This window comes from Sutcliffiella sp. NPDC057660 (assembly GCF_042800035.1).
Lineage (GTDB): Bacteria > Bacillota > Bacilli > Bacillales > Bacillaceae_I > Sutcliffiella_A.
This window is the reverse complement of the sequence record NZ_JBHVHV010000002.1, coordinates 194,313-221,275: the sequence shown is the minus strand read 5'-3', so window position 1 is coordinate 221,275 and position 26,963 is coordinate 194,313. Positions and strand designations below refer to the sequence as shown.

The following is a 26,963-nucleotide window of genomic DNA, read 5'->3' as shown; positions in this document are numbered from 1 at the left end:
ATTTCAGATGAAAAGGTGTAGGGTATGACCAATCAGAAACAAAAAAAGAAGAAAAAGAATTATGTTCCATATAGGTTGAATCTTTTGTTTTTTGTGGTATTTTTGTTGTTTTCTGCCCTAATACTTCGCTTAGGATTTGTCCAGATCGTGTTTGGAGAGGACTATCGCAAGGAAGTGGATAGAGAAGAGAATGTTACTGTAAATACATTGGCGCCAAGAGGAAAAATATTTGATCGCAACCATAACGTGGTGGTGGATAATACGCCATTAAATGCGATTACATATACAAGGATGCAATCCACCTCTTCCAAGGAGCAGTTGGAGATTGCAAGGCAATTATCCGAAGTCATCACGCTTGATACGAAGGAAATTCAGGAGCGGGACAAAAAGGATTATTGGATCCTGACCCATCCTGAAGAAGCAAAGAAATTGATCACTGATGCCGATATGAAAAAGGTGGAAGACGGAGAAATCGAAGAACAAGACCTCTATCAGATTCAATTGGATCGAATTACTGAAGATCATTTGAAGGAGATTACAGAATCTGAAGAGGATATGAAAGTCCTTGCCATTTTCCGTGAACTGATCAAAGGCTACCCTCTTACCCCGCAAATTGTAAAAAATCAAGATGTAACAGCAAAAGAATATGCCATCATAAGTGAAAGTCTCGGGGATCTTCCGGGTGTCGATATCATGACGGATTGGGACCGCCAGTATGTGTTCGGTGACACGCTGCGTTCCATTTTGGGAAGGGTGTCAGATACGGAAAGTGGGATTCCAAGTGAGCGTCTGCAGGAATTCCTTGCAAAAGGATACAGCCGGAATGACCGTGTAGGGATGAGTCAAATTGAGGCCGAGTATGAAAATGTACTACAAGGACAAAAGGCGAGAGTCAAAAATGTAACAGATTCATCAGGTAATCTGCTTCGCCAGGAAAAAGTGTTTGAAGGACAGAGAGGAAAAGACCTCGTTCTTTCTATAGATATGGAACTGCAGCAAATCGTTGAAAAAGTTTTAGTCGAAAAGATGCTTGCAGCAAAAGCAAACCCTGCTGCAAAGGCTGAATTCCTGGATCGTGCCTATGCAGTAGTCATGGATCCTAAGACAGGCGAAATTCTAACCCTTGCAGGAAAACAGTTAGTCAAAGATGAGAATGGTAAAACGGAAGTGCTCGACCATGCACTTGGAACATTCCAATCAGCATTTGAGCCAGGATCCACCGTAAAAGGAGCAACTGTATTAGCTGGATTTGAGCATGGAGTAATACAGCCGGGAAGTTACCAGTTGGATACCCCTTTATATCTGGGCCCAGACCGACTGAAAAAAGGTTCCTATTTAAATATGGGGAATATTAATGATTGGACAGCGCTTGAAAGGTCTTCCAACGTGTATATGTTCAAGACCGCCCTGGCAATTGCAGGGGCTAATTACAGGCCAGGGGAAGCAATATACGTAAAACCAGAAGCGTATGATACGCTAAGAAGCTATTTTGCACAATTCGGTTTAGGTGTTAATACTGGAATAGATTTACCTAATGAATCCACAGGTGTAATTGGTGGAGACAAATCTCTGCCAGGTTTGTTGCTGGATTTATCAATTGGTCAGTATGACAACTATACCACACTTCAATTAGCACAATATGTATCCACCATCGCCAACGGAGGCTACCGTGTAAAGCCTCAGTTGGTAAGAGAAGTAAGGGAGCCTGTTGAAGAGGATGGATTAGGACCTGTCCTGCAGCCATTCAAGCCGGAAATCCTTAACAGAGTAGATATGACAGATGCGGAAATCAAGCGCGTCCAGGATGGTTTCATTCGAGTGTATAATGGAAAACAGGGTACTGCAAGAGGTTCCAAAATGAAGCAATACAAGCCAGCCGGTAAGTCCGGTACGGCAGAGTCAAGATATGTTCAAACGCTGGCAAGCGGGAAAAAAGTAGGGCATGATACCCTTAACTTTAATCTGATCGGCTATGCGCCATACGATAATCCTGAACTTGCCTTTGCTATCATGGTTCCTTATGCTTCCACCGGTTTCAATGTAACTGGAGGAATCAGTACTGAAATCGGAGACGAAATAATGAAAGCTTATTTCGAACTCAAGGAGAAGCGGACGAATGGTCTGGATAACCCAGAAGAGCAGAACACCATCACAACTGAAGATGGCACATTACCAGAAGATGAAGAACAAAACCAGGAAGACACCGAATAGATTGAAAAAAGCACTCATTGCGAGTGCTTTTTTTATTGCATTCTACCTAGAAAACCAGAATTCAATAGCTAATACCTCACAAAAATCGCTATTATTCCCCAAATTTCATCAAAAAAGAGGAGATTTACAAAACCTTTACACTTGGTTCATACGTGGTTAATACGTTGATTATATTATAAAACTCGTAGGGCTAGATAAACAGAAACATCAAAAAACAAAAACCTTAGGGGGAATTAAGAAATGAAAAGCTTCAAACGTTTTTTATTACTTACGATCGTAGCATCACTAGCAGTATTTGCTGCAGCATGCGGTAACTCAAACAATGGATCTTCAGAGGGTACATCCGCTGAAGGTGGAGAAGAACTTGAAGGTAGTGTAGTAATTGATGGATCTGGAACAGTTTTTCCTTTCATGTCAGTAATGGCTGAAAAATACATGACAGAAGCTCAAGAGGGTGTATCTGTTGAAGTGAGCCGTGCTGGTACATCTGCAGGATTCAAGAAATTCCTGGTGGAAGATGGTACAGACTTCAACAATGCTTCCCGTCAAATTAAAGATGAAGAATCAGCACAAGCTGACGAATTAGGTATGGAAGTTAAAGAAATGAAAGTTGCACTTGACGGTTTAACTTTCGTTATCAATAAAGAAAATGACTGGGCTCAGGAATTGACTGAGCAAGAAATTATCGACATCTTCTTAGCCGAAGGAAACAAGAAAAAATGGTCTGATGTTCGTTCTGATTTCCCGGATGAAGAAATCAAGACATATGGACCAAATGAAAACCACGGAACATACGAGTTCTTCTGGGAAAACATCCTTGAAGAAAAAGATTTAGCTGAAGGAACAAACTTACAACAAGAATACTCCACTCTAGTAGACCTTGTTTCTAAAGATAAAAATGCAATTGGATTTTTCGGATATGGCTATTATGAAAGCAACAAAGATAAATTAACAGCAGTGAAAGTCGACTTCGGTAACGGACCGGTGGAACCGTCTCTTGACACAATTGCTGAAGATGGAGACTATGCCAACTTCACGCGTCCAGTATTCACATACTTGAATGTTGGAATGGCGAAAGAAAAGCCTCAGGTTCTGGATTATGCAATCTACACAATGCAAAATGCACAACAAGTAGCAAGTGAGACAGGTTTTGCTCCTTTAACTGATGAAGAGATTCAGAAATCTGTTGAAGAATTAGAAGGCTTAAAGTAAATTTTTCGGGGAGATGGGGAGCTATGATGCTGCTCATCTTCCCATGTGCACTAAAACAGGCTATGGATGAACCCTGTTTTGGGATGAAAGGGGTATTTCAAATTGGCAAATCAGAAAGAAAATATCAATGTGAGAGAGATGATTCAACAGAATAAGTCCACTCTCAACACAAACAGGCTTATTGAGGCTTTTGTGCCAAAATTCCTTTTGGTGATTGCAACAATTTCCATTTTTACTACTATTGGTATTATATTTACTTTATTATTTGAAACAGTGGAATTCTTTAAAAGAGTACCATTCCTAGAATTCTTTACAGGTACGGTTTTGAAGCCTTTGGGTGAAAATGCGCAGTTCGGAGTCTTGCCATTATTAACAGGGACGATCATTTCGTCACTCATCGCAATGGTTGTAGCAATTCCTATCGGATTAATGTCAGCAATATTTTTAAGTGAATATGCTTCTGATAAAGTCAGAAGAATATTAAAACCGATTTTGGAGGTTCTTGCCGGAATCCCGACAATCGTGTATGGTTTTTTCGCTTTTACTTTTGTAACACCCCTATTAAGAGCAATCATTCCTGGTTTGGAACCAACAAATATTCTCAGTCCGGGTATTGTAATGGGGATCATGATCATTCCAATGGTTGCCTCCTTATCGGAAGACGCCATGAGCTCAGTTCCCAATGCAATGAGAGAGGGAGCGCTAGCTCTTGGATCTACGAAACTTGAGGTGGCATGGAAGGTTGTCGTTCCTGCTGCCATGTCTGGAATTGTCGCTTCCTTTGTTCTTGCCATATCACGTGCAATCGGTGAAACGATGATTGTAACGATTGCAAGTGGAAGTACAAAGAATTTTACGTTTGATGTAACACAATCAATGCAAACGATGACTGCTTATATTGTCGAAGTAACCGGTGGAGATGCACCAGCTGGTTCAACTTTATATTACAGTTTGTATGCTGTAGCGATGACCTTGTTTGTATTTACTTTGATTATGAACCTGATCGCTCAGTATATCTCTCGCAAGTATAGGGAGGAATATTAAGATGAAGTATGTTGATGCAGCACAAGTGCAAAAAAAGATGAACTCAAGACTGACTGTAAACAATTTTGCGAGATCCATTTTCCTACTTGCCACATTAATCGGTCTTGTTGTTCTGATCATATTATTCTACCGTGTTATCTCACAAAGTATGGGTTGGATCGATCTTCAGTTTATTACGAATAAATTATCTACCATGGCCGATAGAGCTGGTATCATGGGAGCAATAATGGGAACTTTATGGCTCATGCTTGTTGTTGCACCAATTACCTTGTTCCTCGGAGTAGGGACAGCGATATATTTAGAAGAGTATGCCAAAAAAGGCCGCCTTCAACGATTTTTACAGATGAATATTTCTAACCTTGCCGGAGTTCCTTCGATCGTTTTTGGTATCTTAGGGTTGACCATCTTCGTAAGAGCAGCAGGTCTTGGAAACATTGTTCTGGCTGGTGGATTGACCATGGCATTACTGGTTCTGCCTATCGTAGTAGTAGCCAGTCAGGAAGCAATTCGTGCTGTACCTGGATATTTAAGGGAAGCATCCTATGGAATGGGTGCCACGAAATGGCAAACCATCAAGAATATCGTTTTGCCTGCTTCTATACCGGGTATTTTAACAGGAGTCATCTTAGCGTTATCCCGTGCAATCGGGGAAACTGCTCCGCTGGTTGTATTAGGAATCCCTGCATTATTGATTCCACTTCCAGAAGGAATCTTTGATAAGTTTACGGTGCTTCCGATGCAGATCTACTATTGGACAATTGACGCGGCCCTTGTGGCAGAATACGCAAACCTGGCGGCAGCAACGATTGTCGTATTGCTGTTCATCTTATTGGTCATGAACTCTATTGCGGTTATTATTCGAAATAAATTTCAAAGAAGATTTTAATCTTAGAGGAGGAATCATCCATGCAAGTTGTGGTACCTGAACGTGAATCGAAGAATGCGACTTCTTCAACTGCAAACACTCCAACAGACAAAAAAATAGTTTATCATACAAAAGATTTAAACCTTTGGTACGGTGAAGATCAGGCTTTGAAAAACATCAACCTGCCAATTTACGAGAACGAAGTAACAGCTATCATCGGCCCATCCGGATGTGGTAAATCAACCTATATCAAAACGTTGAACCGTATGGTAGAACTTGTGCCAAGTGTAAGGATCTCCGGTGATATTTTATATAGAGATAAAAACATCCTCTCCAAATCATATAAAGTGGAAGAATTAAGAACAAATGTAGGAATGGTATTCCAAAAACCAAACCCATTCCCAAAATCCATCTATGATAATATTGCGTATGGACCGAGAATTCATGGAATCCGCAATAAAAAGGTCCTTGATGAAATCGTGGAAAAAAGCTTGCGTGGAGCTGCAATCTGGAATGAGGTCAAAGATCGTTTAAACGAAAATGCATACGGCTTATCCGGCGGACAACAGCAGCGTCTATGTATCGCACGGTGCCTTGCTATTGAGCCGGACGTGATCCTCATGGACGAACCAACCTCAGCACTTGACCCGATTTCTACATTAAAAGTGGAAGAGCTGGTTCAGGAACTGAAAAAGGATTACAGTATCGTAATCGTGACCCACAACATGCAGCAGGCAGCTCGTATTTCTGATAGAACAGCATTTTTCTTGAGCGGGGAAGTGGTAGAATACACCGAAACGGATAAGCTATTCTCCAACCCGTCTGATAAACGTACAGAAGACTATATTACCGGTCGCTTCGGGTAAGGGGAGAGTACAATGACAGTTCGTGGACAGTTTCAAATAGATTTGAACACGTTAAGAGATAAGCTATTGGAACTTGGAAGCTTGGCGGAAATTGCATTAGGAAAGTCCATCAATACCCTTACTAACAAGGATATAGATCAAGCGCTTCAGATTATTGAAGATGATTATAAAGCAGACCGTCTTGATGAAGAAATAAATGATTTCGCAATCCTCCTAATCGCAAAACAACAGCCGGTGGCAGTGGACCTGCGAAGAATCATTGTCGCAATTAAAATTTCTACGGATGTGGAACGGATTGCGGACTTTGCAGTTAACATCGCAAAGTCAACCATTCGTATCGGCGAAAAGTCAGAGGACCTTATCCCGATTGAAAAGATTGTCAAAATGCATAATATCGCAACTGAAATGCTATCACTTTCATTAAAGGCTTATTATGATGAAGATGTCATATTGGCAAAGCAAGTTGCTGAGATGGACGATCGGGTTGATGAGCTATATGGTGAAAACATCCGAGAGTTGTTGAAGCTGACAAAGGATTACCCAGACATGATACCGCAGATTACGCAGCTATCCTTCATATGCCGTTATATTGAAAGAATGGCAGATCATACAACGAATATTTCGGAAAACATACTCTATCTTGTAAAAGGTCGACACTATGAATTGAATGAATAGAAACGGAAAGCTTTGTCTAACTCCATAGACAGAGCTTTTATTTTGGAAATGAAATTTGTCTTTTTTTTTGAAGAATATACGAAAAATGATGGGAAAGAGAGAAATATAGAGATAGAGAGATATATATTAGTTTGTTTCCGTTTTCGTCGTGATTTTCACCTTTTCAAAAATATGTTATGATTTTCCCTGTTGCAAACGGACCCGACTTTCTTGAGAGTAGAAAGTCACAAAAACTAAATAACAGGGAAGAGGTGTGCTATGAACATAGCAACTTTAAAACAAGAATGGTTTGGTAATGTGCGTGGGGATATTCTTTCTGGGATGACCGTAGCCTTAGCCCTTATTCCAGAAGCAATTGCATTCTCTATCATTGCGGGTGTTGACCCGATGGTAGGACTATATGCATCCTTCTGTATTGCCGTGGTTATCGCTTTCACAGGTGGCAGACCAGGGATGATTTCTGCGGCAACCGGAGCAATGGCCCTATTGATGGTTACATTAGTGGCAGACCATGGACTGGAGTATTTATTTGCTGCGACCGTCCTTACCGGAATCATTCAAATATTGATGGGTATATTTAAGCTGGGTAAATTTATATCCTTTTTACCACAAGCTGTAATTATTGGATTTGTGAATGCCTTGGCAATTTTAATTTTTATGGCTCAGTTAGAGCAGTTTGTAGATGCAACATGGGTGATGTACGCATTTGTTGCAGCAACACTGGCAATCATCTATATCTTGCCTCGCTTTACAAAAGCAATCCCTTCCGCTTTGTTTGCAATTGTTGTCATTACTGCGGTTGTAGTATTCGGAGGAGGATTCGGATTAAATACAGTTGGTGATATGGGGGAAATAACCAGGTCATTACCAATGTTCCATGTCCCTATGGTGGAGCTTTCATGGGAAACCTTCATGATCATTTTGCCATACGCATTTACACTGGCGATTGTTGGTCAATTGGAGTCATTGTTAACAGCAACAATCGTAGATGAAATGACAGATACAAAGAGTAATAAGAACCGTGAGATGAAAGGACAAGGTATCGCGAATGTTGTCACTGGATTCTTTGGCGGGATGGCCGGGTGTGCGATGATCGGGCAATCTGTCATCAATGTGAAGTCAGGCGGAAGAGGAAGGCTTTCAGCATTTGTTGCCGGGGTTTTCTTATTGTTCCTTATCATGGTCCTAGGTGACATAGTGGTCCAAATTCCAATGGCCGCCTTGGTTGGTGTCATGATAATGGTTTCCATTGGAACGTTTGATTGGCAGTCTATCCGAGAACTGCACAAGATACCGCGTGCAGATGCAGTTGTAATGGTTGTTACAGTAGCCATTGTTGTCTATACGCATGATCTTGCAAAAGGTGTGGGGGCAGGGGTTGTGTTGAGTGCGTTGATTTTCGGCTGGAAAATGGCAAAAATCCGAGCAACTATACTCCTGGAGAACGACAGAATGGTCTACAAAATTACAGGACAGATGTTTTTTGGAACAATGAGTCATTTTGTTGACTTGTTCGACTATCAGAACGATCCGGAAGAAATCGTGATTGACTTCAGCAACACACATATATGGGATCAATCAGCCGTTACGGCAATTTCCAAAACGTTCTTAAAATATCAACGCTTAGGCAAGAAGGTTACGATAATCGGGCTGAATGAAGAAAGTGAAGCACTTGTTAACAGAGTCGGATTATCTGTTCCCTCGGGGCATTAATGTGTAGAAAGGGTGAGACGAAATTGTCTCACTCTTTTTTTAGTAGTTCTAAAATAAAAATGAGCATAATAAAAAGGAGCGTTTAAAGGCTCCTTTTACGAAGTGTGATGAAAAAAGCAAAAAAATGAAGATAGGTAAGCCATCATTGTTTTGCTTTTCTTGATATGCTGTTTCATTTCGTTTTTAGCCTCTTCTTGTTCCACATGCAGGTTTTGAAAAGCTCGTCGTCTGTATTGATAATCCATCATCACACAGCCATCACCTTTCCCGGTCATATGCTTATTGGAAGCGCTTTCTTAATTTTAGTGTATCAACTATCTGTTTATTCCGCAATTAATCTTTACGTTTTTTTTACAATAGAAAGGTTGAAACTAATATATAAGTGTTTTATTATATAAGCATATTGTTATATAAGTGATTTATTATATATCTATTTTTCCAAAGGTTGGTGAAACTATGCAAACTGTCTTGAAAATGGAAGAGGCGGCTTCAACCCTTAAACTGCTAGGGGACAAAACAAGGCTATCCATGGTGGCATTGCTCCAGGATCATGACTGCTGCGTTTGTGAGTTTGTCGAGATCTTTCAGATGAGTCAACCCTCCATCAGTCAGCACTTGAAGAAGCTCAAGGACATAGGGCTTGTAAAGGAGTCCAGAAAGGGCCAGTGGATTATGTATTCACTAAATAGCGGCCATGCCCACTATGAGATGGTCAGTTCCATTTTGGAGCATGTACCAAAGCTAGAGGAGAAAATGCTGGAGCTGGAGAGAAAAGGACTTAGAATAACTTGTAATTAGACGGGGGTTTTATGCTTGTTTGAAATCATATTGGCATCATCGATTTTTTTACTTACTTTAATATTCGTCATCTGGCAGCCAAAAGGATTATCCATTGGGTGGTCAGCTTGCGCTGGAGCACTCTTGGCGTTGCTAGTTGGAGTTGTCTCCCTACAGGATATATATGATGTAACCGGTATTGTCTGGAATGCGACCTTGACGTTTGTCGCACTCATCATCATTTCCTTGATTCTTGATGAGATTGGCTTTTTTGAATGGTCCGCACTTCATATGGCCCGTTTCGCAAAAGGAAGCGGATTAAGGATGTTCATTTATATTACCTTGCTTGGAGCTCTAGTTGCAGCGTTTTTTGCCAACGACGGAGCAGCGCTGATCCTGACTCCGATTGTACTGGCAATGGTAAGAAACCTTAACTTTAAGGAAAAGATGATCCTGCCATTCATTATGGCGAGTGGGTTCATTGCAGATACGACTTCTTTACCGCTTGTAGTAAGTAACCTGGTTAATATCGTTTCTGCAGATTTCTTTGACATCGGATTTGTGGAGTATGCTTCTCACATGATTGTCCCGAACTTCTTTGCCCTTAGTGCGAGTGTAGCAGTTCTTTACCTGTTTTTCCGCAAAAGCATACCAAAGGACTATGACATGTCCGTGTTAAAAAAGCCGGAGGAAGCCATCAAAGACTTTAAGCTTTTTAAACTATCCTGGGCTGTCTTAGCAGTTCTTCTTGTTGGATATTTCATCAGTGAGTTTGCAGGAATTCCAGTTTCATTTGTAGCAGCAGCAGTAGCGGTCTTCTTTTTAATCGTCAGTAGAAGAAGCCCTGCCATTCATACTAAGGAAATTGTCAAAGGGGCACCATGGGCCATCGTATTTTTCTCGATTGGTATGTATGTGGTTGTATATGGTCTTCGTAATGCAGGACTTACGAATGTCCTGACAGATCTCATCCAGATGGCGGCAGATGAAGGGCTGTTTGTAGCAACGATCTCCATGGGCTTTATTGCAGCTATACTATCGTCCTTCATGAACAATATGCCTACTGTTATGATAGACGCCTTAGCTATCAAGGATACAGCGACAGATGGTGTCATTCGAGATGCACTTATCTATGCGAACGTAATCGGATCAGATTTAGGTCCAAAGATAACACCGATTGGTTCCCTTGCAACTCTTTTATGGCTACATGTATTAAGCCTTAAAGGTGTGAAGATCTCTTGGGGATACTACTTCAAAGTGGGTATCATCCTAACCATACCAACACTATTTATTACCTTGCTTGGCCTTTATTTCTGGCTATTGATTATCGGTTAAAAACAGAGACTTTCTGTTTAAATAAATTATCAAATATAATCTAAAGGAGTTTTTCATCATGACCAAAAAAACTATCTACTTCCTATGTACAGGTAACTCTTGCCGCAGCCAAATGGCAGAGGGCTGGGGGAAAAAATATTTGAGCGATGAATGGGATGTTTACAGTGCGGGTATTGAAGCACATGGTGTAAATCCGAGTGCTGTGAAAGCGATGAATGAAGTGGACGTGGATATCACTAACCAGACGTCCGACACGATCGATCCAGAAATCCTGAAAAAGGCAGATCTTGTTGTAACACTATGTGGTCATGCAGCTGATGTATGTCCGGCAACTCCTCCTAACAAGGAGCGCGTGCACTGGGGCTTCGATGACCCGGCTAAAGCGGAAGGAACAGAAGAAGAAAAATGGAAGTTCTTCCAACGAGTACGTGATGAAATTGGCGATCGCATCAAGACATTTGCTGAGACTGGAAAATAAAGAAGATAATAAATAAAAACGAGCATAGACAAATATGTCTTGCTCGTTTTCCTATTCAGGCAGGCCGACCCCGCTTAAAGGGTAAAAGCGGACTTTCACTTCCCCGAAAACATCATCCTCCGGTACAAATCCATACATTCTGCTGTCACCGCTATGCAATCGGTTATCACCCATGACAAACAAACAATCCTCCGGAACCACCACTTCGAAATCCTCGGTCAATGTAAAAGGCGAAGACGCCTTGTTTTCATTTAAATATGGTTCCTCCACAAGCGCATCATTTATGTATAACTGATCATTCATTACCTTCAGCCTATCTCCTGCCATCCCGATCACTCTTTTAATATGCTTATCGCTTGAAGTAGGCGCTTTAAAGACTATCATATCAAAGTGTTCGATCTCACTCATTTTCATCACCATAACCCGGTCATTATGATGGAATGTGGGACTCATGGAACCACCATTTACTGTGACTGGTGTAAAAAGAAACTGTCGGCATACAATGACAAGCACCACTACAGCCATAAGAGACTTAATCCATGAGAAGACTTCTGTTTTCGTGCTATCATTCTCCATACGCAACCCACCTAAAGCAGTCTGATCATCTATCTAATATAAATACGAAAAAATTTATAGAAAAGTTTCCATTTTTTATTAAAAATAGGTAATTTTAATTTATTGTTCTCGGGAGTTATTAGATAAGCTGTCCCTCAAAGTTCGTTTATCAACAAAAATAAGGATTTATCCACGAATTTGCCCCATATATCAATGAAAATAATTATATATCAATGAAATTTTCCATATATCAACGAAAACTCTTGGGATATCGATAAATCGCATTTTTCGACAAAAATCTTCAAACAAACATGCCCATTTAGATGCAAAAAAAATATTCAAAAAACCAACAAAACAATACTTGCAAAATGCAAATAATATCTTATAATAAACGTAAGAGGTGAAAATAATGGAAGATATAAGAGCAATGCTACAAGTCACCATGCGCCGATTCGGCATGCTGAACAAAAATTGCTGTACAGTCGACAACCTGGATATCTCAATGGTTCAAAGTCATATCCTCTATGAAATTGCACGAAAGAATCTCCCTTCCATGCAGGAGGTGGCGGATACGATCGGAATGGACATCACAACCTTCAGCAGACAGATCCAGACACTCAAAAAAATGGAACTCGTGGAAAAAAGCCAATCGGCAGTAGACAAAAGAGTATACCATCTATCCTTGACTACCAAAGGGAAGCAGGTGGAAGAAGGCATCAACGATCAAATGAAGCATTACCTGGAGAATGTCTTTTCCCACTTAAATAAAAAAGAACAAGACGAGGTAATCAGATCCCTGCGAGTACTGAACGAAGCTATGGGCAAAAGTAATATGTGCTGCAAACCTTTCTCCTAAGCAAGTGAAAAGCTTGCTTTTAACACATCGAATACTTGCAAAATGCAAATAAATAAATTCAAAGAAGAGGTGTCTATTATGTGGAAAGAAGTACTTTCAAGTTTTTTGTATATTGCGCTTGAGCTTACTGTATTGTTTATTCTGGTTACATTCCTGGTTTCCGTTGTTCAAATGATCATCCCTTATCACAAAATGGAAAAGTGGATGAATCATCCCAATGTATGGCTCGGATCTTTCCTTGCAGTGCTGTTCGCTTTTATTACACCATTTTGCTCCTGCTCCACCATTCCTGTTGTTGTAACGCTGCTCCAGAAGAAGGTTCCCTTTGGAATAGTCATGGTTTTCCTTTTTGCTTCACCTGTGCTCGATCCTACAATACTCACGATCATGACTGCATTTCTCGGGTGGAAGGTCGCGCTATTCTACACCATCATCACCACCACTCTTTCTGTGGTGATAGGTTTGACACTTGGCAAATTGGGCTTTGAAAAGCAAGTGAAAAGTGTCATCCTGAAAAGCTATAATCCTGAAAACAAAGTATTCAGTATCAAACAAGCGGTCTCTGAAACCCTTTTGTTAATGAAAACAGTATACCCGTATCTGATTATCGGAGCTGCTATCGGTGCAATCATCCATGGGACTGTTCCAACGAGCTTTATTACACAATATTTCGGTGGGGATAATTGGTGGCTGGTACCGATTGCAGCGATAATCGGGATACCATTATATATTCGCTTAAGCACGATGATTCCGATTTCCCAAATGATGATTGCAAAAGGAATGGCCCTCGGTCCTGTCATGGCGCTGGTTATCAGTTCGGCTGGCGCAAGCTTACCGGAATTAGCCCTGCTGAACTCGATTTTCAAAAAGAAACTTGTTGCAGCTTTTGTTCTTTCTGTAATTAGTATGAGTACGGTGTCAGGTTTCTTATTTTACCTGGTTTAAAGAAAAGTTAAAGTGGATGACATCTTCCCCTCTTCAGGATACTAAAGGGGAAGGTGTCATATTTTTTAGTTATTCAAAAGTTCGTTTGAATAATCATTGACAATTTTCATGCCATCACATACGATAAAACTATAATAAACATTCAAATGAACGTTTGAATAGGAGGGTGAACCGTGACAGAAAAGTTTATTCATACAATGGAAAAAGATACTTGTGAGACATTTTGCTATGACGAGCAGAAAGTAGACATCCTCAAAAATAGGGTGGAGGAAGTCAGTGGAGTGGAGTTGCTATTCAAGGCACTCTCCGATTCCACAAGAATAAAGATTGCTTATGCATTGACCCTGGAGAAGGAATTATGTGTTTGTGATGTGGCGAATATCATAGGGTCTTCCACTGCAACGGCCTCCCACCATCTGAGATTGCTGAGAGGTATGAACCTGGCTAAGGTTCGCAAGGAAGGCAAGCTCGTATTTTATTCATTGGCTGACGACCATATTCATCAATTGGTTTCCATTGCATTAATACATTCCAAAGAAGGTGTAGTTCATGGAGGAGAAAGCATTACAAAATAGCAAAGAGACATATAGATTGCAGGGACTTTCCTGTACGAATTGTGCGGCTAAATTCGAAAAAAATATCCGTGATATCCAGACGGTAAAAGAAGTGCAGCTTAATTTTGGTGCTTCTAAGATTACGGTTTACGGGGACGCGTCCGTCGAACAGCTGGAAGCAGCAGGAGCTTTTGATGGAATAAAAGTGATACCCGAGAAGCAGAAAAGGGAGGAGGAGCCGAAAATCCCTTTCTGGCAAAAGAAAGAAAACCGGAATACGATGATTTCGCTGTTCTTTCTTTTATTAGGCTATATATCCGTGTATCGGTACGGGGAAGAGTATTTTTCAACCATTCTTTTATTTGGGATTAGCATCTTGGTAGGTGGATTCCCGTTATTTAAAGTCGGGATCCGGAATCTGTTCAAGCTGGAATTTGATATGAAGACTCTGATGACCGTTGCCATTATCGGTGCAGCCATCATTGGGGAATGGGGCGAAGGGGCGGTAGTTGTTTTCCTGTTTGCTCTTAGTGAAGCACTTGAAGGCTATAGCATGGATAAGGCCCGGGAATCAATCCGTTCCCTTTTGGATATTGCCCCTAAAAAAGCAATCGTTAGAAGAGGGACGCAGGAGTTGGAATTGGATGTAGAGGATATTCGGATCAATGATATTCTCCTCATCAAACCAGGACAGAAAATTGCCATGGATGGAGAAGTGGTAAGAGGGCAGTCTTCCATTAACCAATCCACCATTACCGGCGAGTCGATCCCTGTCCTGAAAGCCGCTGGGGATGAAGTTTTTGCCGGTACCTTAAATGAAGAAGGGGCGCTTGAAGTAAGAGTAACCAAACGGGTGGAAGACACCACGATAGCGAAAATCATCCATCTTGTGGAGGAGGCCCAGGCAGAGCGGGCACCTACCCAAGCCTTCATTGATAAATTTGCGAAATACTACACTCCTGCAATCATGGTCATTGCCCTCTTGATTGTCCTGATTCCTCCCTTGTTTCTTGGAGGAGATTGGTCCGAATGGATCTATCGGGGATTGGCGGTATTGGTGGTTGGATGTCCGTGTGCATTAGTCATTTCTACCCCTGTCGCCATTGTAACAGCGATTGGAAACGCAGCAAAAATGGGGGTTTTGATAAAAGGCGGCATTCATTTGGAGGAAGCTGGCCGGTTGAATGTCATTGCATTTGATAAAACAGGAACATTAACCCAAGGGACACCTGAGGTTACCGATATACTGACCTTTAACGAAAAGTCAGTAAAAGAGATACTAGGCATAAGCATGGCCATTGAAAAGTACTCGCAGCATCCCCTTGCATCCGCTATTATCAGGAAAGCGGAACAGCAAGGTATTTCTCAAGCTGACTACCTGGCAGAAGACTTCCAATCGATAACCGGCAAAGGAGCTAATGCATCCATTCAAAATGAGACTTATTTTATCGGAAGTCCATCACTATTTGTTGAGTTGATGAATGTGTCTCCTACTATCAATGAGCAGGTAAGGGACCTGCAGACACAAGGGAAGACAGTCATGCTTGTCGGGACCGGTAAACACATCATTGGGTTGATTGCAGTGGCAGATCAGGTACGGGATAGCAGTAAACGGGTACTTGAACAGCTACAAAGTATCGGAATCAGAAAAACAATTATGTTAACGGGCGACAATGAGGCAACTGGCCAAGCGATCGGGAAACTGGTAGGTATTAACGAAGTGAAGGCTGAGTTGCTACCACAGTATAAACTTGAAGCAATCAAGTCACTTCGCGCTCAATACGGTAAAGTTGCGATGATTGGCGACGGAGTAAATGATGCCCCCGCATTAGCGGCTGCAACGGTAGGTATTGCGATGGGTGGAGCAGGAACAGATACTGCTTTGGAAACGGCAGACATTGCTCTCATGGCTGATGATCTTGAAAAACTGCCATATACCATTAAGCTGAGCCGCAAAGCACTAGCCATTATCAAGCAAAATATCCTTCTTGCACTAGGGTTGAAGATTTTAGCATTGCTGTTGATTATTCCGGGCCTTCTGACCTTATGGATGGCAATCCTTGCTGATATGGGAGCTACATTGATCGTCATCATCAATTCATTGAGACTTCTGAAATTAGGAAAATAATCTCTCCAAATTAATGAAGTTTTAGCCAATTGGCCAATCAGAAAAATATAATGCACCCTAAAGTGTAGACACTTAAAAAGTCTGCCCAATAGGGTGCTTTTTTGTCATGATGAAGGAAAAAAAGCTGGGTGAGCCGAATAGTCATAGTAATCATGAATTAGTTGTATTCTCAAAATAGAGGAATGGAGTATGTCATTGAGAATATTTTTTCATTATTTGGCCACAGTCGAAAAACAAATATTCTCTTGTATTTTATTTAATTCTAAATAGTGAGGGAGATTGATTGTATGCAAATTGTAACCAAAATGTTCTTAGAACAACTCGACATGCATTGGCATGAGAATAATTGGTTTGCATCCGTGGATCAGGCACTTCATGGAGTCACCGCAGATGTGGCAGCATGGACAAGTTCGGGAAACAGCAATTCGATTTGGCAGATTGTCAACCACTTGATATTTTGGAATGAGGACGTAATCCATCGAATTAAGGGCACGGAGAATCCGCATAAGGCAGAAGATAACGAAGAAACCTTTGGAAATCCGGGGAATCCGGAAGACGAAATTGGCTGGGCCCAGACAGTGCAACGCCTTAATGAAGTCATGAATAAATTACAAACGGTCATTGCGGACCTTGAGGATGAAAAGTTAAAAGCTCCATATGCAGCTGACAGGTACTCTATTGAGCATTTACTCAGCAGTGTCATGATGCACGATACGTATCATCTCGGCCAAATTGTTCTTTTGCAAAAGTTGCAGTCCTCTTGGGGTGGCGTTGATTGGTCCTAAAGAACCAAAATCCCGTCATCTTTCTCGCCAATTTTAGAATGTGAAATAATTGGTGAAGCAATAAAAAAGCATTCCTGTAATGACTTTTTTACATCCTTGGTTTCTTGGAGAATGAATCAGAAACCATCTATATACTATTGGATAGAAACAAAAAAACGAGGATCATGCAATCAAGCATCATCCTCGTTTTTCTATGATTATTGGCGAATCAGAACTCCTGCAGCTTCTTCATAGCTCATGTTCTTCTTCATTGTGAAAGTACCTGCTCTTACACGAGTGGCAATATCGCGATCTTCCAGGAACGCATCAAATTCATCTGCGTCCTTGATGACACCTTCAGCTTCCAAAAGCTCAGAAACTTCATAGGTTGCCATTCCATCCGGTATATTTACATCAAAAGGTTCGTTTGACTCTTCCACTGGGGCTTCGTCTTCCGGCTTTTGCTGCTCCTCGTCAGGAGGGCTTTGTTCAGTATTTTGTTCTTCAGGCTTCTCTTCTTCAATGGAAGGAAGAAGCTCCTGGTATTCTTCGTTTGTCAATAGATGCATATTGTTCTCTTTAGCATAAGCTTTGACATCCGATTCTCCTAAAGTATCAGAGCTGACAATAGAATAAGCGACTCCCATTACTCCTGTTGCAAAAATGATTCCAACTGCAAATGCACGTAAATTAGTTTTCATTGACTGCATTCCCTTTCAGTTTTGCAGACTGTAGTACACTCTCCACTTTTTCGATGGAAGTGGAAGTGAATTGGGAGATTTGGGAAGCAGTGTATCCTTTTTTGAAAAGGGAGATGGTTACATCTTCCTGGCTGACATCCTGATGGGCAGCTTTCTTTTCTTGGACTTTCTTATTATGTAAGGGTGCTGCTCCAATTAGAAGCTCTTCTTCCAACACTTTGATCTTTCTTTCAAGCTTGTATTTATCCTGTACAACGTCCAAGGACAGTTGTTCCACTTCTTCCTGAAGCTCGGAATATTTGTCGCCTACAAAGAATGAAAGGGCGATTAGCCCGGCAGCGATGGCTATTAGTAGAATGCTTGCGATTAACATGTTGTCACCTCATCTAAATTTCTCTCTCTTTTTTATAACATACACAAAAGCATGGCAACATACCTCTTCGACAATTTCCTCTTTTAAATATGACATATTTGTGAATTCTTTTAAGGTACGGTCATAAAAAACTACACCAATCTTTGAAAAATTAACACAATAACTGAAAAGACGACAAAAAAGGGTGGTTGTGGGAAAGAATTTTCACATGATATGATGAAAGAAAGCTAGGGCCATGAACGTTAGGAGGAATAGTTGAAAATGTCTGAACCCCATACAGAATTCCTCCACATTGGATGTGATGAACATGGCATGCTGTTTGTTCAATGGCAATTCGCCTCCTGGCGCAAGTCCTTTGTTCACATGTACAAAGGGAAAAATGATCAGTCCTTGCCTGTGACGATCCGAATAATTGGATGGAAGGAAAACTTTCAGAATAATAGCCTTTATGGGCAGTATCTCGATATAGTGGTAGAAGAAGGTTCTAATAGTCTAACAGTACAGATTATACATGATTTGAATGAAATCATTGTCGAGGTTGGTTTAGGTTCTGGAGGAGAATTTTTCCCGATTCTGCAATCAGAACGCGCAAGACTCAATGGGAAACAAAGAGCTTGCAACTGTGAAAAGACAGGGTGGATATCATTTCAGATGGATAGCAAAGCTGGGTATTCACAGTTTTCTACATACACCTATTATGAAAATGTGGGAGGGAAGTAGAATGAAAAAAATATATTTTTCCATGGTGATCAAAGCCGACTTTCCTTCCGTGGAACAGGAGGATTCTCAATCGGAAGTCGATTTTTTCGAACAGCTTACCCTTTTATATCTTCCATTGTTCTTACACAGTCACAAAGGTGATTTCGCTATGCCGTTAACGGTTGCCTTTTCTCCTTCTTTACTAGAAAACTTCTCCAATGAACGTCTAATGCGGCGTTACTCCTCCTATCTGCAAAAGAGATCGGCGTTCCTTCAACAGGAGATCGCCAATACATCCCTCCCTGACGAGAAGGCGCTCTTCTCCTTCCATAAAGAACAATCTGACAAGCTCACTCAGCTGCTGGCGCTATATGAAGAAAGTACCAACCTGCTTCTTAAAGGCTTGGTGGAAAGCGGAAAACTGATTGCCATTTCAAAAGTTCGGGATGAAGGAACGGTCCTTCAGGATCTGATGTTTGGGGAAACTGGCTTCTCCAGGGATTTAAATTATCTCGACCCCATGAGTGATGTTGTATATGAAAGAAGATGGGATGAGATTAAGAATTATTCGGTATGGGAGAATTATCGCGGACCGATAGGCATCAAGCTTTATAAAAAAGGGATGAAAAATCCAGCAACCAGAATGTGGTATGAGAGTACGGTTGCACATCAATACCTGGAAAAACATGCAATACAACTAGTGGAAGATCTACTAGCATCTGCAAATGAAACTTTTCATCCGTCCAATTTGAATGTTACCCTTTCCCTGGGCAAAATCGGAGTGGAATGGCTGGAATTACCGGATTTCCTGGAAGTGTTTATGAGGAAAGTTGTGGCGAGCAGTTGGATGGAATGGGTCATTCCTTCTGAAATTAGAACTAATGAACTTACCTTATTTCAAGAAGGAATGATGAACAAAAAGGCAATCTTCAATCTGCAGAAAAAGAAAGAAGCAACTTTTCCACAAGTGGATAGGAAGGACCTATTCTATTCTGCCATCCGGAGTCATAATCATTTGATACGCGTAGAAAAAAAGACCGGTAAGCAAAGAATCCTGATGCTTTCCTGGGAATTTCCGCCGTCTGTGGTAGGGGGACTTGGAAAGCACGTTTGGGAGCTTGCAAACTCTTTGACAACGGATGGGCATGATGTGTCTGTATTGACACCGAGCTTTATCGGTGCGCCGAATTATGAAAAGATCAAGAGCATCCATGTTCATCGAATAAAGGAATTTCAGCAAACCTTGGATGATTTTCATCTGTATGTAGCGAGATTCAATATGAATATGGTGGAAAAAGCGATGGAACTGAACGTTGAATCGGGTTTTACGATCATCCATGCGCATGATTGGATGGTAGGGCTTGCAGCAAGAAGCATCAAGGATATTCTATCTATTCCGCTCATAACAACGATACATGCTTCTGAAACAGGACGACGGAACGGGCAATATCCTACTCTGCTCCAGGAAATGACGATCAAGCAGGAAGAGGAGCTTATTTCCTATTCGGATAGGGTGATTGTCTGCAGCGATTATATGGAAAAGGAATTGCAGCGTGAATTTGCATTTAGAAAAGAAAAGCTTGCGGTTATCCCGAATGGTGTGAATAAGGTGGAAGAAATCGAGGAAAGTGAAAACATCAAGCTGCTCTTGGAGCGGTATTCCCATCAGCGCCTCGTGCTTGCTCTTGGTCGAATGGTACCGGAAAAGGGATTCGATATATTTATAGATGCAGCAGCCATCATTTTGAAGGATTACCCGGATTGTCTATTTGTAGTAGGAGGGAAAGGTCCGTTATTGGATACGTACCGTAAACGGGTCATCAGAATGGGATTGGAAAGGTCGATTATTTTTGTAGGCTTTCTGTATGAGCAGGAAAAAAATACGATGCTAAAGTATTGCGATCTGATGGTAGTACCGAGCCATTACGAACCGTTCGGAATAGTGGCGCTAGAGGCAATGGTTGCAGCAAAGCCTGTTGTCGCCTCTAGAACAGGTGGCCTTGCAAGCATACTGGACGATAATTACTCGGGGCTGTATTTCGATCCCGGAGACGTCGAGCAGTTAGCAGGTCAGATTGCTAAATTATTGGAGGATCCTGAACTCGGAAAAAAACTTGGGGAGAATGCAAGAGAGATAGCTTTGAAAGAATACGATTGGGAAGATGTAAGACGAGAAACAGAGTACATCTACGAAAGCACCATCACTACTTCTTCCGTCCAATAGGAGGGATTATGTATGAAGGCAGTTATACTGGCCGGTGGAAGGGGCACACGCCTGCATCCTTTTACGAGAAGAATGCCAAAGCCACTCGTACCTTTGCTTAATAAACCTGTTATGGAATATAGTATTGAACTACTGAAAAAACATGGCATTTCCGATATCATCGTCACACTTCAATACCTTGGGGACAAAATCATGAACTATTTCGGGGACGGCTCGAGATGGGGAGTGAATCTTACTTATGTATTGGAGGATGCCCCACTTGGTACTGCCGGGAGTGTGAAAAACGCGGAACACCTGCTGGATGAGCCATTTATTGTCATAAGCGGGGATGCACTGACGGACTTTGACCTGATTGATGGATTGGTATTCCATCTTCACAATAAATCACTTTTTACCATTTTTATGAAAGAAGTGAAAAATCCTGCCAAATTCGGCATCATCCAAACTGATCTTAATGGTAAAATAAAGCGTTTTTTGGAAAAGCCGCAGAAGGATCAGGAGTTCAGCAGAGTGGTGAATACCGGTATCTATATTGTGGATCCCATTGTACTTTGCCTGATGGAGAAAAACAGGGAATATGATTTCAGCAAGGAGCTTTTCCCGAAACTTATGGAAAACAATATGGGGCTGTATGGATTCAAGGCGAAGGGGTATTGGAAGGATATTGGAAGCCATGAGGACTACCGCCAAGCGCAGTATGATATGCTCGAGAGAAAAGTGCAGGTTTCGCTGCAGGAGGAAGATGTCCTGCCAAAGCTGTGGGTTGGCTCACATGTTCGATATATCAGGGGATCATCCTTCTCCGCAAAAAACAGCAAGAGCAAAACGCTGGTGAAAGCGGGATCTTAAGTTTAGGCAAAAAAAATAAGCAGACAGGAAAATCCTGCTGCTTATTTTGTTTCACGGTGTACAGTTACTTTTTTCAATCTTGGGCTGTATTTTTTAAGCTCAAGACGATCTGGGTTGTTACGTTTATTTTTAGTCGTGATATAGTTACGATCACCAGTTTCAGTACAAGCTAAAGTTACGTTTACGCGCATCGTTATCCCTCCAAACATATAAAGCTTTCAATTCAGACCTTACTATAATATCACCTTTTTTTTCGGAATGCCAGTCTTTTTTCAGTGGTGGAAAAATAGACGGTAAATCCTGCATCTTTTTCTCTCCTCCATTAGAAGAAAGTCGTGTTTCTTGTTATATTCTTAATAGAGAGAAATGATAATGGTAAGGAGCGTTTTCTGATATGTGCAAAGAAAAACAGCGGGAAGAAATGAAAAAATGGTTGTCTGGACTTGCTAAAGATTCTTACGACCAGAAATCCCGAAAAATTCATCAAGCACTTTTTTCATCGGCTGAATGGAAGAAAGCACAGATAGTGGGGGTGACAGTTTCGAGGGTTCCGGAAGTGGACACCATCCCAATTATCGAACAGGCCTGGCTTGAAAAGAAACTGGTCGCTGTTCCAAAATGCCATCCCAAGGATAAAAGCATGGAATTCTTTCTAATGAAAGGATTCGATGAACTGGAGACTGTCTACTTTGGGTTAAGGGAGCCAGACCCCACTCGCACCATCCCTTGTGAAAAATCAACAATGGATCTCATTCTCGTACCGGGACTCATCTTTGATAAGAAGGGCTACCGGATCGGGTTTGGTGGAGGCTACTATGACCGATTTTTAACAGATTACAACGGGACCACTGTCTCTTTGGCCTTCTATGAACAGGTAAAAGAAGAGTTGGAACATGAAACATTTGATATTCCTGTAAGCAAAATAATGACGGATGAAACAACTTATGACTGTACTGTTGGAGAATAGCGCGGTGCTGCTCGCGGGAATCCTCCTGCTTGCCGGGCTGGGGTATAAAGCCAAGGCACTTTCAAGGTCAGGCGCAATCGGCACATGCATCATCGGCATCATGATTGCTGCCGGGTTCAAAGGCTATGGGCTTCTATTGATCGGTATCTTTTTTGTAACCTCGAGTCTGTGGAGCAGGTATAAAAAGAAGAGCAAGGCAAATGTGGATGAAATCCTGGAAAAAGGGTCACGGCGCGACATCTTTCAAGTATTTGCAAACGGGATGGTTCCTGCAGGTTTTAGTTTGGGCTTCTTACTCTATCCCTCTGAAGCATGGTTGATCGGGTTTGTAACAGCGATAGCAGCGGCAAATTCAGATACCTGGGCATCAGAAATCGGCACGCTTAGCAAGCAGGATCCTGTTTCTATTCTTACCCTTAGAAGAGTGGGCAGGGGTACTTCAGGGGCCATAAGTCTTCTGGGAACGGGAGCTTCTGTTGCAGGAGCTGGACTCATTGCTGCTGTGTCTTCCATTTTTTGGGCAGAGATATCGCTTGGCACAGCCTTTCTAATTACCCTACTTGGAATACTTGGCTGTTTTGTTGATACCTATCTTGGCGCTTCGATTCAGGCTTCCTATCAATGCTCATTCTGTGGAAGGACCGTGGAAAGTCATTATCATTGTGGAGAGCCAGCGGAACTGGTGAAAGGATATCGAGCTGTAAATAATGACATGGTGAATATCGGGTCCATCGTATGCGTTTCTTTTCTGGCCGCGATACTCGCTGCTTCATAAACCTACATGACACATTATAGAAACATATTGCTCAGTGTTTCACAAACATTTGGTGTAAAATAAAGTTATAGTTAATCCTTGATAAGAAATGGGGAGATTGGTTTGAGAAATGGAATCAGTAGAGTCGCTTTGATTGGTACGGGATTCGTTGGTTCAAGTTATGCATTTGCAATGCTGAATCAAAATATATCGGAGGAGCTCGTCCTAATTGACCTCAATAAGGGAAAATCGGAAGGAGATGCCATGGACCTGAATCATGGTCTTGCCTTCGCTCCTGCTCCGACGAAGATATGGTATGGTGATTATCAGGATTGCAGGGATGCGGATATTGTGGTGATATGTGCAGGTGCGAACCAGAAGCCTGGTGAGACAAGGTTGGATTTGGTCGAAAAGAATGCCAAAATATTCAAGGGTATTGTCGATAAGGTAATGGAAAATGGATTCGACGGCATATTCCTTGTAGCAACCAACCCCGTTGACATCCTTACCTATGCTACATGGAAGTATTCCGGATTGCCAAAAGAAAGGGTAATCGGATCCGGGACCATATTGGATACTGCAAGATTTCGATTTCTTCTGGGAGACTATTTTCAAATCGACGCCAGAAATGTTCATGCCTACATAATCGGGGAGCATGGAGATACAGAGCTCCCGGTTTGGAGTAAGGCGGACATCGGTGGCAAACCGATCCTTGAATTGATGAAAGAAAAAGAAGAGTATAAAGAGGAAGACCTCGAGGAACTGTTTGTAAATGTCAGGGATGCTGCCTACCAGATCATTGAACGCAAGGGTGCCACCTATTATGGAATTGCCATGGGACTTGTCCGTCTGACAAAAGCGATACTACGGAACGAGAACTCCATCCTGACAGTCTCTGCTTACTTGGAAGGGGAGTATGACAGCAAAGATATTTATATAGGTGTCCCGGCAATCGTTAATAGAAACGGTATCCGTCAAGTGGTAGAAATAGAGTTGAATGAGAAAGAAAAAGAACAGTTTCATCATTCCGTTCAAGTGCTTACTAGCATCAAAGAGAAAGTCTTTTGATATTAGGCCCTGTTAATGTCTAGTGCTGATTTAATAAGAATCTAGCCTTTTGCGGAAATCAACAGCGGTGTTTAAAAGAATCTAATATTAAGAGGAAAAACATGTCTAATATTAGGCATGTTTTTCTTTTATTTGAAGCATCATAATAGCAGGAGGGATGATAATGGGATATTTAATCAGATTAGTTTTTATCATAGCAGGAGCTTATGCGATCTACCAGAACCGCTACCGGATCTTGAATTCCATTCTTGGAATAAGTCCGATCAGAAGGTTTGTGGTGGCCTTTGGAATGGACATCCCTTTTGTCCGGGATCGCTTCCTGCAAACGGTTTTTCGTGGGTGAAAATTCAGGCTGGAAATTAAAGTGATGGACTACCTGTCAATCCTCTCTTAACATGGAGTGGTTTAGTGGGTAGTTTTTTGTTGATGTAAACTTTTGAAACCTTACACTATCTTAACAATAGATTAATATTCCAACTGTATAATTTATCCTGTTAGCATTTTGGATATTACGGGGGGTTCACCTTGGAAAACACAAAAAAAATACATAAAAAGATGAAAGTCTGGTTTCAGCTGGCTTTCCAGAAAGTAAATTTGGGCACACGATTATTTGTTCTGGTTGTTTTGTTATTAATAGGATCCATTCTATCGGTCGGCATCAGCTCCTATGTGAAGGCAAAAGAAATGACCATGGAGACGATGGAAAATAGATTTATCAGGGAATCAGAACTGATGGGGCATATTGCGGAAAACCTCAAATTCCTCTATGTCAGTGATGATAACTATTTTATGCAGCAGCTTCAGATCAATATCAGGGATCAGCAGGAAAAGCTTATGAAAGACGGAATCCTCTCTGAATTCTTCTACATAAAAGAACAGCAACCCATCCCTTTTGAAGTAAGTAAGGAAAGGGTTCCCGAATTATCAGGTTCCCTCATTTCCCACATGGAGAAAAGCGGGAACGGTCTTTTACATAAAGAATTGGATGGGAAGGATTACACCATTACATATAGGACGATGAAGGAAATTGGCGGTACTTATGCAATCCTGATTCCAACAGAGACCTATTTGGGACCAGTGGATAAAATGGCTCATTTCACCTTGATTGTCATTGCTATCAGTCTGGTCATCTTTACGTTATTGATTTTCCTCTTTGTCAGAACCTTGACCAAACCCCTCTCCTTACTTAGAGAAACAATGAAGCAGGTGAGGGAAGGGAAGCTTGAACGAGCAGCAGACATAAACACGACAGTACCGGAGATTCTTTCCTTGCATAAAAGCTATAATGCAATGATCGACCAGATGAGAAGTATGGTGCATGAACTAAAGAGTACAACAGTGGAACTTGAAGAAACCGGTGGAAAGCTACAATCATCCTCCGAACATGCCCTTGCATCCAGTCAACAGCTCGTCTCTGCCATACATTTGGTAAAGCAAGGCGCAGAACAGACTTCAAGCAGTTCAGAGGACAGTGTGAACTGTTTCAGGGATATGAAGTATAAAATTGAAGAGACAATGGAAAACATGGATGTGGTAATCCACAGTTCCAAAACGATGAACAGGTCCGCAGGGGGTGGTGAGCATTCTATGAAGGAGTTGATCGGCACGATTGCCACCTTTGAAAAGGATTTTGATAAGTTGAACACTACAATCAGGCATGTGAAAAACTATGCAACCTCAATATCCAATCTAGTGGGGCTTATTCAGGGTGTGTCTGAACAGACAAAACTTTTGGCATTGAATGCCACCATTGAAGCGGCAAGAGCAGGAGAGGCGGGAAGAGGATTTGCTGTTGTGGCCCAGGAAATCCGAAAGCTTGCGGAACAGTCCTCCCACGCTGCAGAGCAAATCACACAGTCCATCAATCACATGGAAGAAGTAACAGTAAGTGCAACCGAGGAGTTTGACGAAATGCTATCAAAAATGAAATCAAACTTGACCCTGGCGAATTCATCAAAGCTCTCTTTTGATGAGCTAATGAAGGAAATTGGCGAAGTAAATGAAAACATGAAGGTCATGCAAGGAAAACTTAAAGAACTGGAATATATTCTACCTGAGCTTGAACACTCTGCAGAAGGACTTTTATCCGTTTCCCAGGAAACCTCTGCAAGCTCAGATGAAATGCTAGCTGCCAGTGAAAATCAAATCGAGCAGATGGAAGGCAATCATCTCATAGGAAAACATCTGAATGAATTGTCACAATCTCTCTCGGCAATCACCTCGAGGTTTCACATACAATAATATATACTGATAGTAAAAACAAGCTTCTAAAAGGAAGATGCCTTCATAAATATAGGTATCTTCTTTTTTTGTATAAGTAGTTAATATTTTTACTTTTTAATTCCTAGCA

28 protein-coding genes are annotated in these 26,963 nt (G+C 41.5%); 23 read left to right on the top strand and 5 right to left on the bottom strand.

Going from position 1 to position 26,963, the window contains the following annotated elements; all coding sequences use genetic code 11:
- The first annotated feature begins 24 nt into the window (after positions 1-24).
- From ACFVAD_RS02815 to ACFVAD_RS02785, 7 genes are all read left to right on the top strand, one after another.
- Positions 25-2,211, top strand: a complete 2,187-nt coding sequence (locus tag ACFVAD_RS02815) for a peptidoglycan D,D-transpeptidase FtsI family protein (RefSeq protein WP_386635871.1) — start codon at positions 25-27, stop codon at positions 2,209-2,211.
- 240 nt (positions 2,212-2,451) lie between these two features.
- Positions 2,452-3,423, top strand: a complete 972-nt coding sequence (locus ACFVAD_RS02810; RefSeq protein ID WP_386635869.1) for a PstS family phosphate ABC transporter substrate-binding protein — start codon at positions 2,452-2,454, stop codon at positions 3,421-3,423.
- A 138-nt stretch (positions 3,424-3,561) separates the two neighbouring features.
- Entirely contained in the window at positions 3,562-4,467 is a 906-nt protein-coding gene (gene pstC, locus ACFVAD_RS02805; protein WP_386636041.1) for a phosphate ABC transporter permease subunit PstC, read from the top strand.
- A 1-nt stretch (position 4,468) separates the two neighbouring features.
- Entirely contained in the window at positions 4,469-5,353 is an 885-nt protein-coding gene (pstA, locus tag ACFVAD_RS02800) for a phosphate ABC transporter permease PstA (RefSeq protein WP_386635867.1), read from the top strand.
- 20 nt (positions 5,354-5,373) lie between these two features.
- Positions 5,374-6,198, top strand: coding sequence for a phosphate ABC transporter ATP-binding protein PstB (gene pstB, locus ACFVAD_RS02795; protein ID WP_386635865.1), 825 nt, complete (start codon positions 5,374-5,376; stop codon positions 6,196-6,198).
- Between the two features lie 12 nt (positions 6,199-6,210).
- Entirely contained in the window at positions 6,211-6,873 is a 663-nt protein-coding gene (phoU, locus tag ACFVAD_RS02790; RefSeq protein WP_386635863.1) for a phosphate signaling complex protein PhoU, read from the top strand.
- Positions 6,874-7,131: 258 nt separating this feature from the next.
- Entirely contained in the window at positions 7,132-8,586 is a 1,455-nt protein-coding gene (locus ACFVAD_RS02785; protein WP_386635861.1) for a SulP family inorganic anion transporter, read from the top strand.
- 95 nt (positions 8,587-8,681) lie between these two features.
- Here ACFVAD_RS02785 and ACFVAD_RS02780 read toward each other — a convergent pair whose 3' ends face one another.
- A complete protein-coding gene (locus ACFVAD_RS02780; RefSeq protein ID WP_386635859.1) occupies positions 8,682-8,837 on the bottom strand; it encodes a hypothetical protein in 156 nt (51 codons plus the stop codon).
- Positions 8,838-9,042: 205 nt separating this feature from the next.
- On the opposite strand from ACFVAD_RS02780, the gene ACFVAD_RS02775 reads away from it, so the two are divergent.
- The 3 genes from ACFVAD_RS02775 to arsC are packed head-to-tail and all read left to right on the top strand — an operon-like array spanning position 9,043 to position 11,176.
- Positions 9,043-9,384, top strand: coding sequence for an ArsR/SmtB family transcription factor (locus tag ACFVAD_RS02775; protein WP_386635857.1), 342 nt, complete (start codon positions 9,043-9,045; stop codon positions 9,382-9,384).
- Positions 9,385-9,399: 15 nt separating this feature from the next.
- Positions 9,400-10,698 carry an arsenic transporter gene (locus ACFVAD_RS02770; RefSeq protein ID WP_386635855.1) on the top strand — a complete coding sequence of 433 codons (1,299 nt, stop codon included), beginning with the start codon at positions 9,400-9,402 and terminating at the stop codon, positions 10,696-10,698.
- A gap of 58 nt (positions 10,699-10,756) precedes the next feature.
- Positions 10,757-11,176, top strand: coding sequence for an arsenate reductase (thioredoxin) (gene arsC, locus ACFVAD_RS02765; RefSeq protein ID WP_386635853.1), 420 nt, complete (start codon positions 10,757-10,759; stop codon positions 11,174-11,176).
- A gap of 51 nt (positions 11,177-11,227) precedes the next feature.
- Here arsC and lepB read toward each other — a convergent pair whose 3' ends face one another.
- Positions 11,228-11,752 carry a signal peptidase I gene (gene lepB / locus ACFVAD_RS02760; RefSeq protein ID WP_386635851.1) on the bottom strand — a complete coding sequence of 175 codons (525 nt, stop codon included), beginning with the start codon at positions 11,750-11,752 and terminating at the stop codon, positions 11,228-11,230.
- 388 nt (positions 11,753-12,140) lie between these two features.
- Between lepB and ACFVAD_RS02755 the strand changes: the two genes are divergently transcribed.
- The 5 genes from ACFVAD_RS02755 to ACFVAD_RS02735 all read left to right on the top strand — a co-directional run bounded on the left by ACFVAD_RS02755 (position 12,141) and on the right by ACFVAD_RS02735 (position 16,999).
- Entirely contained in the window at positions 12,141-12,587 is a 447-nt protein-coding gene (locus tag ACFVAD_RS02755; RefSeq protein WP_386635849.1) for a MarR family winged helix-turn-helix transcriptional regulator, read from the top strand.
- A 78-nt stretch (positions 12,588-12,665) separates the two neighbouring features.
- The gene (locus tag ACFVAD_RS02750; RefSeq protein ID WP_386635847.1) at positions 12,666-13,532 is read left to right on the top strand and encodes a permease; all 867 of its coding nucleotides are present in this window, start codon (positions 12,666-12,668) and stop codon (positions 13,530-13,532) included.
- Between the two features lie 197 nt (positions 13,533-13,729).
- On the top strand, positions 13,730-14,107 hold the full coding sequence (locus tag ACFVAD_RS02745; protein ID WP_386636039.1) for an ArsR/SmtB family transcription factor: 378 nt from the start codon (positions 13,730-13,732) through the stop codon (positions 14,105-14,107).
- A complete protein-coding gene (locus ACFVAD_RS02740) occupies positions 14,082-16,214 on the top strand; it encodes a heavy metal translocating P-type ATPase (protein ID WP_386635845.1) in 2,133 nt (710 codons plus the stop codon). Before ACFVAD_RS02745 ends, ACFVAD_RS02740 begins: the two co-directional genes overlap by 26 nt.
- 287 nt (positions 16,215-16,501) lie before the next feature.
- Positions 16,502-16,999 (top strand): DinB family protein, encoded by a 498-nt coding sequence (locus ACFVAD_RS02735; protein ID WP_386635843.1) that lies wholly within the window; start codon positions 16,502-16,504, stop codon positions 16,997-16,999.
- Positions 17,000-17,196: 197 nt separating this feature from the next.
- Here the strand turns inward: ACFVAD_RS02735 and ACFVAD_RS02730 are convergent, their stop codons facing one another.
- The gene (locus ACFVAD_RS02730; protein WP_386635841.1) at positions 17,197-17,679 is read right to left on the bottom strand and encodes a hypothetical protein; all 483 of its coding nucleotides are present in this window, start codon (positions 17,677-17,679) and stop codon (positions 17,197-17,199) included.
- Positions 17,669-18,052, bottom strand: a complete 384-nt coding sequence (locus tag ACFVAD_RS02725) for a hypothetical protein (protein ID WP_204415788.1) — start codon at positions 18,050-18,052, stop codon at positions 17,669-17,671. Before ACFVAD_RS02725 ends, ACFVAD_RS02730 begins: the two co-directional genes overlap by 11 nt.
- A gap of 261 nt (positions 18,053-18,313) precedes the next feature.
- Here ACFVAD_RS02725 and ACFVAD_RS02720 point away from each other — a divergent pair, with 261 nt between their 5' ends.
- Genes ACFVAD_RS02720 through ACFVAD_RS02710 form a run of 3 tightly spaced genes read left to right on the top strand, consistent with a single transcriptional unit; the run spans position 18,314 to position 21,824 of the window.
- Positions 18,314-18,772 (top strand): hypothetical protein, encoded by a 459-nt coding sequence (locus ACFVAD_RS02720; protein ID WP_386635838.1) that lies wholly within the window; start codon positions 18,314-18,316, stop codon positions 18,770-18,772.
- Between the two features lies 1 nt (position 18,773).
- The gene (locus tag ACFVAD_RS02715) at positions 18,774-20,975 is read left to right on the top strand and encodes a glycosyltransferase family 4 protein (protein ID WP_386635836.1); all 2,202 of its coding nucleotides are present in this window, start codon (positions 18,774-18,776) and stop codon (positions 20,973-20,975) included.
- 12 nt (positions 20,976-20,987) lie between these two features.
- A complete protein-coding gene (locus ACFVAD_RS02710) occupies positions 20,988-21,824 on the top strand; it encodes a nucleotidyltransferase family protein (protein ID WP_386635834.1) in 837 nt (278 codons plus the stop codon).
- Between the two features lie 41 nt (positions 21,825-21,865).
- On the opposite strand, the gene rpmG is transcribed toward ACFVAD_RS02710, so the two are convergent.
- Entirely contained in the window at positions 21,866-22,015 is a 150-nt protein-coding gene (gene rpmG / locus ACFVAD_RS02705) for a 50S ribosomal protein L33 (protein ID WP_010194590.1), read from the bottom strand.
- Positions 22,016-22,218: 203 nt separating this feature from the next.
- Here rpmG and ACFVAD_RS02700 point away from each other — a divergent pair, with 203 nt between their 5' ends.
- The 5 genes from ACFVAD_RS02700 (at position 22,219) to ACFVAD_RS02680 (ending at position 26,854) form a co-directional block, all read left to right on the top strand.
- Complete coding sequence (locus ACFVAD_RS02700; protein WP_386635831.1) at positions 22,219-22,791, top strand: 5-formyltetrahydrofolate cyclo-ligase; 573 nt, start codon at positions 22,219-22,221, stop codon at positions 22,789-22,791.
- On the top strand, positions 22,769-23,566 hold the full coding sequence (locus ACFVAD_RS02695; protein ID WP_386635829.1) for a DUF92 domain-containing protein: 798 nt from the start codon (positions 22,769-22,771) through the stop codon (positions 23,564-23,566). Before ACFVAD_RS02700 ends, ACFVAD_RS02695 begins: the two co-directional genes overlap by 23 nt.
- A gap of 102 nt (positions 23,567-23,668) precedes the next feature.
- Complete coding sequence (locus ACFVAD_RS02690; RefSeq protein WP_386635827.1) at positions 23,669-24,613, top strand: L-lactate dehydrogenase; 945 nt, start codon at positions 23,669-23,671, stop codon at positions 24,611-24,613.
- Between the two features lie 163 nt (positions 24,614-24,776).
- Positions 24,777-24,956 (top strand): hypothetical protein, encoded by a 180-nt coding sequence (locus ACFVAD_RS02685; RefSeq protein WP_386635825.1) that lies wholly within the window; start codon positions 24,777-24,779, stop codon positions 24,954-24,956.
- A gap of 182 nt (positions 24,957-25,138) precedes the next feature.
- On the top strand, positions 25,139-26,854 hold the full coding sequence (locus ACFVAD_RS02680; RefSeq protein ID WP_386635823.1) for a methyl-accepting chemotaxis protein: 1,716 nt from the start codon (positions 25,139-25,141) through the stop codon (positions 26,852-26,854).
- Positions 26,855-26,963 lie beyond the last annotated feature (109 nt).